11 protein-coding genes are annotated in these 11,046 nt (G+C 71.5%); 4 read left to right on the top strand and 7 right to left on the bottom strand.

Translation table 11 applies throughout. From position 1 onward, the window contains the following. Together FLX07_RS36785 and FLX07_RS35490 are read left to right on the top strand one after the other, a co-directional pair. The coding region (locus tag FLX07_RS36785; protein WP_191049457.1) for a cellulose binding domain-containing protein at window positions 1-553 on the top strand (553 nt) is incomplete at its 5' end. Window positions 554-754: 201 nt separating this feature from the next. Beyond that, on the top strand, window positions 755-2,470 hold the full coding sequence (locus FLX07_RS35490; RefSeq protein WP_142576318.1) for a serine/threonine-protein kinase: 1,716 nt from the start codon (window positions 755-757) through the stop codon (window positions 2,468-2,470). Here the strand turns inward: FLX07_RS35490 and FLX07_RS35485 are convergent. The 3 genes from FLX07_RS35485 to FLX07_RS35475 are packed head-to-tail and all read right to left on the bottom strand — an operon-like array spanning window position 2,461 to window position 4,040. Further along, window positions 2,461-2,751 (bottom strand): DUF6510 family protein, encoded by a 291-nt coding sequence (locus FLX07_RS35485; protein ID WP_142576316.1) that lies wholly within the window; start codon window positions 2,749-2,751, stop codon window positions 2,461-2,463. The genes FLX07_RS35490 and FLX07_RS35485 overlap by 10 nt on opposite strands. A 1-nt stretch (window position 2,752) precedes the next feature. Further along, window positions 2,753-3,448 (bottom strand): ferredoxin reductase, encoded by a 696-nt coding sequence (locus tag FLX07_RS35480; RefSeq protein WP_142576311.1) that lies wholly within the window; start codon window positions 3,446-3,448, stop codon window positions 2,753-2,755. After that, window positions 3,441-4,040, bottom strand: a complete 600-nt coding sequence (locus FLX07_RS35475; protein WP_142576309.1) for a sulfite oxidase-like oxidoreductase — start codon at window positions 4,038-4,040, stop codon at window positions 3,441-3,443. The genes FLX07_RS35480 and FLX07_RS35475 overlap by 8 nt, the downstream gene beginning before the upstream one ends. A gap of 272 nt (window positions 4,041-4,312) precedes the next feature. Between FLX07_RS35475 and FLX07_RS35470 the strand changes: the two genes are divergently transcribed. Further along, window positions 4,313-4,693, top strand: coding sequence for a PLD nuclease N-terminal domain-containing protein (locus FLX07_RS35470; RefSeq protein WP_142576307.1), 381 nt, complete (start codon window positions 4,313-4,315; stop codon window positions 4,691-4,693). Window positions 4,694-4,855: 162 nt separating this feature from the next. Here FLX07_RS35470 and FLX07_RS35465 read toward each other — a convergent pair whose 3' ends face one another. Then, window positions 4,856-5,947, bottom strand: coding sequence for a winged helix DNA-binding domain-containing protein (locus tag FLX07_RS35465; protein ID WP_142576297.1), 1,092 nt, complete (start codon window positions 5,945-5,947; stop codon window positions 4,856-4,858). Window positions 5,948-6,011: 64 nt separating this feature from the next. Further along, a complete protein-coding gene (locus tag FLX07_RS35460; protein ID WP_142576295.1) occupies window positions 6,012-6,854 on the bottom strand; it encodes an NAD(P)H-binding protein in 843 nt (280 codons plus the stop codon). Window positions 6,855-6,987: 133 nt separating this feature from the next. Here FLX07_RS35460 and FLX07_RS35455 point away from each other — a divergent pair, with 133 nt between their 5' ends. Then, a complete protein-coding gene (locus FLX07_RS35455) occupies window positions 6,988-7,947 on the top strand; it encodes a helix-turn-helix transcriptional regulator (protein WP_142576293.1) in 960 nt (319 codons plus the stop codon). 89 nt (window positions 7,948-8,036) lie between these two features. On the opposite strand, the gene katG is transcribed toward FLX07_RS35455, so the two are convergent. Together katG and FLX07_RS35445 are read right to left on the bottom strand one after the other, a co-directional pair. Beyond that, a complete protein-coding gene (katG, locus tag FLX07_RS35450) occupies window positions 8,037-10,268 on the bottom strand; it encodes a catalase/peroxidase HPI (RefSeq protein WP_142576291.1) in 2,232 nt (743 codons plus the stop codon). Window positions 10,269-10,301: 33 nt separating this feature from the next. Next, window positions 10,302-10,739: a Fur family transcriptional regulator gene (locus FLX07_RS35445; protein WP_142576285.1), complete on the bottom strand. Its 438-nt coding sequence runs from the start codon at window positions 10,737-10,739 to the stop codon at window positions 10,302-10,304. Window positions 10,740-11,046: the final 307 nt, after the last annotated feature.

Below are 11,046 nucleotides of genomic sequence, written 5' to 3'. Positions count from 1 at the left end.
CTGCGTCGGCATCACCGTGTGGGGCGTGCGCGACAGCGACTCCTGGCGCTCCAGCCAGACCCCGCTGCTGTTCGACGGCAACGGCAACAAGAAGGCCGCCTACACCTCGGTCCTCAACGCCCTCAACGCCGCCGTTCCCGACACCTCGCCCAGCCCCACTCCGCCGGTCAGCCCCAGCCCCAGCCCGAGCCCGACCCCGCCGGTGAGCCCGAGTCCGAGTCCGCCGGTCAGCCCGTCGCCCGGCACCTCACCCCAGCCGGGTGGATGCAGCGCGACGATGCGTACGGTGAACTCCTGGCCTGGCGGCTTCCAGTCCGAGGTCACGGTCACCGCCGGCAACTCGGCGGTCAACGGCTGGACCGTGAACTGGAGCTGGTCCGGTTCCCCGTCCATCACCCAGGTGTGGGGCGGCCTCAAGTCCGGCTCCGGCGCCTCGGTCTCGGTGCGCAACGAGTCGTGGAACGGCACGTTGTCCGCCAACGGCACCACCACCTTCGGTTTCCTGGCCAACGGCAGCGCCGAGACGTCGACGCCGACGTGCAGCGCCTCCTGACCGGTGGAACCGCGATGACGCGCTCCTGACCAGGAGGAGCGCCACGGGCACCCCCGCCACGCGCGGGGGTGCCCGTTTGCGTGGCGGGGAGTCGGTTCGGCGGGCCCGCCCATCGGGTCCTTTCCACCGAATCCGGTCCTGTCGCCGATCTTCGGCGGGATACTGGGGTTTCCGAACGTGCCACCGACCCACCGGAGAGTCATGCCGCAGCCGCTGGAGCCGGGCGATCCCGCAGGCCTGGGCTCCTACCGCATCACCGGCAGGATCGGCGAGGGAGGGCAGGGCGTCGTCTACCTCGGCGAGGCCGAGTCCGGCGACGTCGTCGCGGTCAAGCTCTTCCACACGCGGCTCGGCCAGGACGCCGCGGCCCGCGCCGACTTCACCCGCGAGGCGGAGCTCGCCCGCAGGGTCGCCCGGTTCTGCACGGCACAGGTGCTGGAGTCCGGCATGGACGGCGGCCGGCCGTACATCGTGAGCGAGTACGTCGAGGGGCCTCCGCTGAACCAGGTGGTGGCCGGGCGGGGGCCGTTGTCGGGCGGCGCGCTCGAACGGCTCGCCATCGGCACGGCCACCGCTCTGGTCGCCCTGCACGACGCCGGGGTCCTCCACCGGGACTTCAAGCCGCAGAACGTGCTGATCGGACCGGACGGGCCACGCGTCATCGACTTCGGGATCGCCCGCGCCCTCGCCACCACGAGCACGATGACCAGCCAGATCGTCGGCACGCCCGCCTACATGGCGCCCGAACAGCTCGCGGCCGGCGAGCTCGGCTTCGCCCTCGACGTGTTCGCCTGGGCGTCCACGATCGCGTTCGCCGCCACGGGCCGCCCGCCGTTCGGCGCCGACGCCATCCCCGCCATCATCAACAGGATCCTCAACCAGGAGCCCGACCTGGAGGGGATCGAGGCGCCGCTGCGCGACCTGCTCGCGATCTGCCTCGCCAAGGACCCCCGGCGGCGGCCGACCGCGCGGGAGATCGTCGACCGCCTCGTCCGCCCGCGCCACGACGCGCAAGCCGCGCAAGCCGCGCAAGCCGCGCAAGCCGCGCCGGCCGCGCCGCCGGAATCCGCCGCGCCCGGCGTGCCGGTCACGCCGGCCGTACTCGTCTCATCCGGTGTGCCGGCCGGACCCGCCTCCTCAGAGCCGCCGGCCCGGGAAACGCCCCCGCCCGGCACCGACCCGTCGTCCGGGCCGGGCATCGAGCCGGTCGTCGGGCCGGGCATCGGGCCGGTCACCGTGCCGGGAGGTGGGCGGCGCAGGCGGGTCCGGGCCGTCGTCGCCGCCGTCGTCGTGGCGGCGGCAGCCACGGTGGCCGCCGTCGTCGCGCTGCTGCCGTCTGTGCACCTGCCGTTCACGGGGGCCGGGTCCGCGGCGACGGAGCGGGCGGCGGCGGTCGCCACGGCCCCGGCCACCTCGGTGGACACCGGTGGTGGCGGCTCGTCCCCGTCCGGGGCCCCTTCGCCCTCCGCCGCCTCGCCCTCCGCGTCGCCCGGCTCCTCACACCGGCCGCGGGTGCGCCGGTCCACGGCCGGGCCGGACACCACCGGGTCCGACACCACGGGGCCGGTTCCGACCCGGACGGTCACCGCACGGCCGACCGTCCGCCACTCGAAGACGACCGCGCCGGTCCCCGCCGATTCTCCGGCGGCGAAGCCCGCGAAGCCCTCGCCCACGCCGGCCAAGCGGGTCGTGGAGCTGGGACCAGGACGCTTCACCGACTACTGCGTGAGCCTCGGCTGGGAGTGGGTCGAGTATCGGGAGACGCCCACGCCCGGCGCGTACTGCATCAAGCGGAAGGGCGACACCATGTACCTCACCCAGAGCCGGCGCGACGCGGGCTGCCGCTGGCGCTATCACGACCCGAAGGCCTTCCACCGGTTCAAGGGCAAGTCGAACTACTGCTACGCCTACCGCTGACCGCCGGGTCCTGTCCCGTCGCGCAGCGGGATGCGCAGGGTGACGGCGCCGCGCAGGTCGAGCCAGGCCGAGTCCGGGCTCCGGACCAGGCGCAGCACGACCTCCTCGCATCCGGGGCAGCGGGCCACGAGACCGGGGGCCCGGTCGTACACGCGCAGCGAGGCCACCGGGCCGGTCTGGCCGCAGGCGGCGCAGCGGCTGACGGCGGCGGAGACGTCCGCCGCGAAGATCTCGGCCAGCGGACCGGCCAGTGCGTTCCCGTCGAGGTAATCGGCCTGCATGTCAGTCTCCCGTGGGGCCGAAGCGTTCGGTTCTGATGCGCGCGGGGTCGTGACCGAGCCCCACCAGGAGCGCGGCCGCGGACTCCACGAAGCCGGTGGGGCCGCACACGTAGCAGTCGGCCTCGCCGTACGGGCCGAGGTCGGCGGCGGTGAGGCGGCCGGGCGGCCTCGGATGCCCCTCGGGGGCCCGGCGCGTGTAGGCGAGCGAGACCGACACGCCGGGATCGGGCCGCAGCAGCTCGTCGGTGTAGCAGAGCTGTTCGGGCGAGCGCACGGCGTAGACCAGCCGGAACGGCGTGTCCGCACCCGCGGCGCGGCGGGCCCTGATCATGGCCATCAGAGGCACGATGCCCGCGCCTCCCGCGACCAGCAGCACCGGCGCGGGTCCGTCCGGACGCCAGACGAACCAGCCGCCCACCGGGCCGCGCAGCTCCAGCTCGTCGCCGGGCTCCATGTCCAGGGTGAGATACGGCGAGACCTCGCCGTCGGGCACCCGCTGCACGGTCAGCTCCACGCCCTCGGGCCCGGCGAGGGAGTAGCTGCGGCGGGCGGAGTAGCCGTCCCCGGCGGTGAGCTTGACGTCGACGTGCTGACCGGCCAGATGGCCGGGCCAGTCGGGCACGTCGAAGACCAGCGTGCGGGCGGTGCCGTTCTCGTCGCGCACCTTGGTCAGGCGCGCGACGCGCCACCTAGTCATCGGCGTAGCGCTGCTCGCGCCACGGGTCGCCGTAGTTGTGGTAGCCCGCGGTCTCCCAGAAACCCGGCCAGTCCTCGGTCAGCAGCCGGATGCCGTGCACCCACTTGGCCGACTTCCAGAAGTACAGATGCGGCACGAGCAGCCTGGCCGGTCCGCCGTGGCTCGGCGTCAGATCCTCGCCGTCATAGCGGTAGGCGATCCACGCCTTGCCGTCCATCAGGTCGTCGAGCGGCAGGTTAGTCGTGTAGCCGCCGTACGAGTAGACCAGCGCGTAGTCCGCCGTCGACTCGACGTCCTCGAAGAGCACGTCGAGGGAGACGCCCCGCCAGGTGGTGCCGAGCTTGGACCAGCTGGTCACGCAGTGGATGTCGACGACCGGCTCCTCGTACGGCAGCGCCGTCAGCTCCTGCCACGTCCACCGGTGCGTCTGCCCCGCCTCGGTGTCGATCGTGAACTCCCACCGGTCGAGCGGCACGTGCGGCGTGGGCCCGGCCGACAGCACGGGGAAGTCCTCGGCGAGGTACTGGCCGGGCGGGAGCCGGTCGTCCTCGCCCCTGCGTCTGCCGTGGAATCCGCGGGTGAAGGTGGTCACCCGAGGATCGTAGAGTCCGCCGCGACGTGCGCACCGAGCGGGGGGCGGGGGGAGACCTCCGGAACCCGGTTACGGCGTCAGGACGACCCCGCGACCGTCGCCACGGCACCGCCACCGTATCGCCACGGCACCGCGGGATCTCCCCTCGCGCCGGGAGCCGGCGGAGCCGCCGGTCGGCGCGCACATCGGGAAAGATCGCCTACCGGGAAAGTCCCGCCGGACGATGATCGAATCCACTACGCTCTGCGCGTCTGAAACTGGGAGGATTCGGGATGCCCCTCATCTACGGCGGGTTCGGTCTGGTTCTGCTCGCCTTGTGGATCTTCTGCCTGTTCGACGTGATCATCACGGCGGAGCAGGACTGCCGCAACCTTCCCAAGGGGTTGTGGATCCTGATCGTCCTGTTCCTCCCCGAGATCGGGTCGATCCTGTGGCTGGTCGCGGGCCGGCCGCAGACCGTGACGCGGCCCGGCGGGCCGCCGTACAAGGGCGACACCGGGCGCTTCCCCGAGTACGACCGGCCGGGCCGGTTCGTCCCCTCCAACCCCGACGACGACGAGGAGTTCCTCCGCCGCTGCCGGGAGCGGGCCGAGGAGCAGCGCCGCGCCTACCACGAGCGGCAGCAACAGACGGAGAAGAACCAGGACGAGTAGTGGCGGGCCGGCGCACGGGTCGCCGGCCCTGGTCTGTCGACGTGCAGCATCTCGCCAGCCACCGAGCATCCGATGAAGACCGGCACGGACACTGAGGCGATCTTGCGATTCAGCGGGGGTGTCCCGGCGTCGCCGCGCGCATGGTTGGAAAGCAGTCATGTATCAGGTGGTCACACGGAGGTCGTGTGCGGCTCCGGGCGCGGCGAACTCCAGAAGCCGCGCGCCTTCCGCCTCGACCTCGGCGCGTTCTGCGGCGGACAGCGGCCAGAAAGAGTCGATCTCCAGAGTCGCCGACGTCCTGTGCGTGTCGAGTTTCCACGCGCCCCTCACCTGGCCGTCCACCAGGAAGGTCGCGCGCATGCCGTTGCGGGTGCCCACGCGTCGGCGGGCTTCGTCTGAGATCACGCGGGTGCGGTCGGCATGGGAGGCCAGCAGGTTGTCGTACTCGGGCAGGAAGCGAACCGGGGCGGGGACGTCGGCGCCTGGGCGCGGCGCGTCCGGCAGGTCGAACAGCTCCACTCCATGCTCGTCGCGGAAGACGGCCAGCCGTGGCCGCAGCCGCTCCATGACGGCGTGCAGCCGGGTCAGGCCCGCCCACGTCTGCACATCCTTGACCGAGGCCGGGCCGAACGCCGCGAGGTAGCGCAGCACGATCCGTTCGGGGTCGGGCGCCGACGCGGGCGCGGTTCCCGTCCAGGGCGCCGCCATCGCGTACCGCGTGGCACCGCCGACGCCCCAGACGGCGCGTGGCGGCACCTGGACCAGTGGCACCCGGTTCCGCACCACTGTGGCGAGCGCGCGGGGCTCGCGGTCGGGCCATCGCTCGTGCAGCGCCTGCCCGAGTTCTTTGGGAGTGAGGTGCCGCTCGTCGAGCAGGACGCGCCCCGCCTCCACCACCACCGCGAGGTCCAGGCCGGCCAGGGCCTTCTTGTACGCGGTGTCCAACTCCCGGTCGAGCGCAGGCTGGACCCATGTCCGCAACGAGTGGCAGTCCGTCGCCGTGACCAGGTGGACGGTGCTGCGCATCAGCGCGACCCGCACCACCCGGCGCCCTGTCAGCGCGTCCGCCAGGTCATCGGTGCCGAACCCCCGCACCCTGGTCCAGAGCCCGAAGTAGGGCGCGTACGGAGCCTGCGCCTGCATTCCGGCCAGCCGCGCGATCGCCTCCTCGGCTGTCGCGTCGACCCGCTCCAGGAGCATCTGGCGGGCCAGCAGCGCTCGCCCCAGCTCGCGCCGCTCCAGCATCGGCGGCATTGCCGCCTCCTTTCGGTTATCGAGGCAGGGGGACGGCGGTTGTCCGTCCCCCTGCCCTGGTCGGTCAGCCGCCGAAGTCGGCCTTGTGATCCGTGGTCCATTGGGCGTAGGTGCGCGCGGGATGCCCGGTGATCTGCTCGACGACGTCGTTGACCGGCGCCGGCTTCCCGACCGCCTTCGCCATGAGATCGAACAGCGCCGCCAGTAACTCGGCGTCCATGAACTGACTCATCTGCGCTCGCACGGGCTCGGGGTCGAGGTCCTCGACGGTCAGCGTGCGTCCCAGCGTTTCGCCCAGGATGCGTACCTGCTGTGCCTGGGTCAGCGACTCGGGGCCGGTCAGGTCGTAGGCCCGGCCCGCGTGCCCGCCGCCGGTCAGGATCCGCGCGGCCACCTCGGCGACGTCCCGCTCGTGCACGGCGCTGAAGGCGGCTTCGGTGTACGGCGCGCGGATCACATCGCCGCCCGGCAGTTGCATCGCGAACGTCAACGAGTTGATGGCGGGGAACAGCAACCGCAGGAACGTCCACTCGATCCCGGAGGCCTCGATGGCCCGCTCGACGTAGCGGTGGTATCGGGCGATCACGTCGGGCTGCCGCTCGGCCCCCGCGTCGACGGCCCCCGACGACAGGAACACCAGCCGCCGCACACCGGCCTCGTGCGCGGCCTCCAGGAGCGGGGCGACGTCGGCTCCGTACTGCAGGACCAGGAAGGCGGCCTCGACACCGTGCACGACCGCCGGCAGCGTCTCGGGCTTGGTCAGATCACCCTGGACGACCTCGACGCCCTCGGGCAGCCCGGCCTTCTCCGGAGACCGGGTCAGCGCACGCACCGGCGCCCCGGCGCGGACGAGCTCCTCAACCGCCTGACGTCCGAAGTGAGCCGTGGCGCCAACGACCAGATACATGAAGGGTTTCCTTTCACCCGAGATGAACAGCATGGATCCGGAACAGGGTGATCGCGGTGCCGTTCGTTGTGGTCATCACGATAGAAAGCAATTAGGCACAGTTCGTTCCTAATTGCCTGGCAGACTTCGGGGAATGTTGGAAACCTCGGCGCGGCTGCTGCGCCTGCTCTCCCTGCTGCAGACACCCCGCGAGTGGACCGGCGCCGAGTTGGCCGAGCGGCTGTCGGTCAGCACCCGGACCGTCCGCAACGACGTGGACCGCCTGCGAAACCTCGGTTATCCGGTGCACGCCGGGCGGGGCGCCGTGGGCGGCTACCGGCTCGGCGCCGGGGCCACGCTGCCGCCGCTGCTGCTCGACGACGAGGAGGCGGTCGCCGTCGCGATCGGGCTGCGGACCGCCGCCGGTGGCACCATCACGGGGGTCGAGGAGACCTCGCTGCGTGCGCTCGCCAAGCTGGAGCAGGTGTTGCCGTCCCGGCTCCGGCGCCGGGTCAGCACCCTCCAGCAGTACGCCGTCGCGGTGCCCAGGGACGAGCCCGGCCCGCGGGTCGACGCGGACACCCTGACCACGATCGCCACCGCCTGCCGGGACCATGAGCGGCTGCGGTTCGACTACCGCAGTCACGACGGTTCGGACAGCCGGCGGGACGTCGAGCCCTACCGGCTGGTCAACTGGGGGAGACGGTGGTATCTCATCGGCTTCGACGTCGCGCGGGCCGGCTGGCGGACGTACCGGATCGACCGGATCAGCCCGCGTACCCCGACGGGTCCCCGCTTCACCCCACGCGAGCTGCCGGAGGACCCCGTCGACCAGGTGCGCCGGGGAGTGTCCTCGGCCGCCTGGCGATACCGGGCCCAGGTCATCATGCACGCGCCCGCCGAGCTGGTCGCCGAAAGGATCAACGCGGCCATCGGCACCGTCACGCCGATCGACGACAGCCGGTGCCTGCTGGACACCGGCGCCGGGAGCGTCGAGGCGCTCGCCGTCCATCTCGGCCTGCTCGGCATCGACTTCACCGTGACAGAGCCGCCGGAACTGGTCGAACTCGTACGCGCCCTCGCGGGCCGATACCACCGCGCCACCATGCGCTGATCGCTCGCATGGCGAGAACATCGTCTGGGTCCTGAAACGACGAACGTCCGGGACGGCCCGTGGGGGCCGGCCCGGACGTCATGTCAGGCTCAGACCAGGTCGTACCGGTCGAGGTTCATCACCTTGTCCCACGCCCGGACGAAGTCCTTCACGAACTTCTCCTTGGCGTCGTCGCTCGCGTAGACCTCCGCGACCGCGCGCAGCTCGGAGTTCGCCCCGAAGACGAGGTCGGCCCGGGTGCCGGTCCACTTGACCTCGCCCGTGGCGGGGTCGCGCCCCTCGAACGTGGTCTGGTCCTCCGACGTCGACTTCCACTCCGTGCCCAGGTCGAGCAGGTTGACGAAGAAGTCGTTGGTCAGGACCCCGGGGGTCTCGGTGAAGACACCGAGCTTCGACTGCTGGTGGTTGGCGTCCAGAACGCGCAGGCCACCGATGAGGACCGTCATCTCCGGAGCGCTGAGGTTCAGCAGGTTCGCCCGGTCGACCAGCAGATATTCGGCCGGCAGCCGGTTGCCCTTCCTGTAGTAGTTGCGGAACCCGTCGGCCGCCGGCTCCATCGCGGCGAACGACTCGACGTCCGTCTGCTCCTGCGACGCGTCCACGCGTCCCGGAGCGAAGGGGACCGTGACGTCGTAACCGGCGTCCGCGGCGGCCTTCTCGACGGCGGCGCACCCGGCGAGCACGATCACGTCGGCGAGGGAGACCTGCTTGCCACCGGTCTGGGCGGCGTTGAACGACTGCTGGACGCCCTCCAGGGTGCGCAGCACGGTCGCGAGCTGCTCGGGGTCGTTGACCTCCCAGCCGCTCTGCGGCTGCAGGCGGATGCGCGCGCCGTTGGCGCCGCCGCGCTTGTCGCTGCCGCGGAAGGACGCGGCCGACGCCCACGCGGTGGACACGAGCTGGGAGACCGACAGGCCCGAGGCGAGGATCTGGCCCTTGAGGTCGGCGATGTCACCGGCGTCGACAAGCTCGTACGTCCGCTCCGGGAGCGGGTCCTGCCACAGGAGCACCTCGGACGGGACCTCCGGGCCGAGGTAGCGGACGACCGGGCCCATGTCGCGGTGGGTCAGTTTGTACCAGGCGCGGGCGAACGCGTCCGCGAACTCGTCGGGGTTCTCGTAGAAGCGCCGCGAGATCTGGCCGTAGATCGGGTCCACCTTGAGCGCGATGTCGGTCGTCAGCATGGCCGGTGCATGACGCTTCGACGGGTCGTGGGCGTCGGGAACGGAGCCCTCGCCGGCGCCGTTCTTCGGCTTCCACTGCCACGCGCCGGCCGGGCTCTTGGTCAGCTCCCACTCGTAGCCGAACAGGTTCCAGAAGAAGTTGGTGGACCACTTCGTGGGCGTCGAGGTCCAGGTGACCTCGATACCACTGGTGATCGTGTCGGCGCCCTTGCCGGTGCCGTAGCTGTTCTTCCAGCCCAGGCCCTGCTGCTCGATCGGGGCGGCCTCGGGGTCGACACCGACGTTGTCGGCCGGGCCCGCGCCGTGGGTCTTGCCGAAGGTGTGCCCACCGGCGATGAGGGCGACCGTCTCCTCGTCGTTCATCGCCATGCGGCCGAACGTCTCACGGATGTCGCGGGCCGCGGCGAGCGGGTCCGGGTTGCCGTTCGGGCCCTCCGGGTTGACGTAGATGAGGCCCATCTGGACCGCGGCGAGCGGGTTCTCCAGCTCACGGTCGCCGCTGTAGCGCTCGTCACCGAGCCAGGTGGTCTCCGGGCCCCAGTAGACGTCGTCGTCGGGCTCCCAGGCGTCCACCCGGCCGCCGGCGAAGCCGAAGGTCTTGAAGCCCATCGACTCCAGGGCGACGTTGCCGGTGAGGACCAGGAGGTCGGCCCACGAGATCTGCTTGCCGTACTTCTTCTTGATCGGCCACAGCAGCCGGCGGGCCTTGTCGAGGTTCGCGTTGTCCGGCCAGCTGTTGAGCGGGGCGAAGCGCTGCTGGCCCGATCCCGCGCCGCCGCGGCCGTCGCTGATCCGGTAGGTGCCCGCAGAGTGCCACGCCATCCGGATCATGAGCGGCCCGTAGTTGCCGAAGTCGGCCGGCCACCAGTCCTGCGAGGTCGTCAGCACCTCCGCGATGTCCCGCTTGACCGCCGCGAGGTCGAGGGACGTGAACGCCTCGGCGTAGTCGAAGCCCTCATCGAGGGGGTTGGCCACGGCGGGGTTCTTGGCGAGGATCTTCAGGTTGAGGCGCTCCGGCCACCACTGGTGGTTGGCGCTGCCCTGGGTCGGGTGCGGGGCGCGCGTGTGCGCGACCGGGCAGCCGCCTTCGCCCTCCGTCTTCGGGTCGACAACGATTGCGTCGTGGTTCTCAGTCAAGGCAATCCTTCTGAACTAGCTGGATCATGGGGCTCACGAAGTGCGAAGGGTGGAACAGCCGGGGCACACGCCCCAGTAGATGACGTCGGCCTCGTCGATCATGAAGCCGTGTGTCTCGGACGCGGAAAGGCACGGCGCCTCGCCGACCGCACAGTCGACGTCGGCGACGACACCACACGACCGGCACACGACGTGGTGGTGGTTGTCGCCGACGCGGCCCTCGAACCGCGCCGGGCTGCCGGCCGGTTCGATGCGACGTACGAGCCCCGCCGCGGTGAGCGCGTGGAGAGCCTCGTACACGGCCTGCAGAGAGACGTGGCCCACGCGATCGCGCACCCCGGCGGCGATCGCCTCGACGTCGAGGTGGTCACCGCTGCGGACGGTCTCGAGCAGTGCGACGCGGGCGGCCGTCACCCGCAGGCCGGCCCCGCGCAGCTCCTCGGCGGTCGTCGGAGTCCTGGGCGCGATCATGGCGCTAACAATATCGCCCTAAACACGAAGAGTTCAAGAGAGCGAATTACCCAAATATTAGGGTCTCTAAGGTGATGTACGTCTCATTACGGCACGCGCGCCGTGCGAGCGGTGCCGGGAGCGTCACGGACATGCCGGCGCCCACCCCCGGGGGCCGGGGGTGGGCGCCGGGAGCCGGATGGGTTACTTGAGGATCGGGTAGCGGCGGACGAGTGGGGTGGCGGCCCATTGGGTGCCGAGTCCGAGGGTGGTGCCGGCGCCGGTGAGGGCGAGTCCGATCAGGGCGATGGCGTAGACGATGTGTTCG

This window comes from Microbispora bryophytorum (assembly GCF_006874465.1).
In the GTDB taxonomy this organism is placed as follows: domain Bacteria; phylum Actinomycetota; class Actinomycetes; order Streptosporangiales; family Streptosporangiaceae; genus Microbispora; species Microbispora bryophytorum.
Note: the sequence above shows the minus strand (reverse complement) of the source record. Positions and strands in the feature narration are given on the sequence as shown.

What these genes read in the sequence shown, in the direction of transcription:
- FLX07_RS35445 (WP_142576285.1), bottom strand. Translation starts at nt 10,739, where the DNA reads ATGATCGCGCCCAGGACTCCGACGACCGCCGAGGAGCTGCGCGGGGCC.
- FLX07_RS35470 (WP_142576307.1), top strand. Translation starts at nt 4,313, where the DNA reads ATGCCCCTCATCTACGGCGGGTTCGGTCTGGTTCTGCTCGCCTTGTGG.
- FLX07_RS35455 (WP_142576293.1), top strand. Translation starts at nt 6,988, where the DNA reads ATGTTGGAAACCTCGGCGCGGCTGCTGCGCCTGCTCTCCCTGCTGCAG.
- FLX07_RS35480 (WP_142576311.1), bottom strand. Translation starts at nt 3,448, where the DNA reads ATGACTAGGTGGCGCGTCGCGCGCCTGACCAAGGTGCGCGACGAGAAC.
- FLX07_RS35485 (WP_142576316.1), bottom strand. Translation starts at nt 2,751, where the DNA reads ATGCAGGCCGATTACCTCGACGGGAACGCACTGGCCGGTCCGCTGGCC.
- FLX07_RS35465 (WP_142576297.1), bottom strand. Translation starts at nt 5,947, where the DNA reads ATGCCGCCGATGCTGGAGCGGCGCGAGCTGGGGCGAGCGCTGCTGGCC.
- FLX07_RS35460 (WP_142576295.1), bottom strand. Translation starts at nt 6,854, where the DNA reads ATGTATCTGGTCGTTGGCGCCACGGCTCACTTCGGACGTCAGGCGGTT.
- FLX07_RS35490 (WP_142576318.1), top strand. Translation starts at nt 755, where the DNA reads ATGCCGCAGCCGCTGGAGCCGGGCGATCCCGCAGGCCTGGGCTCCTAC.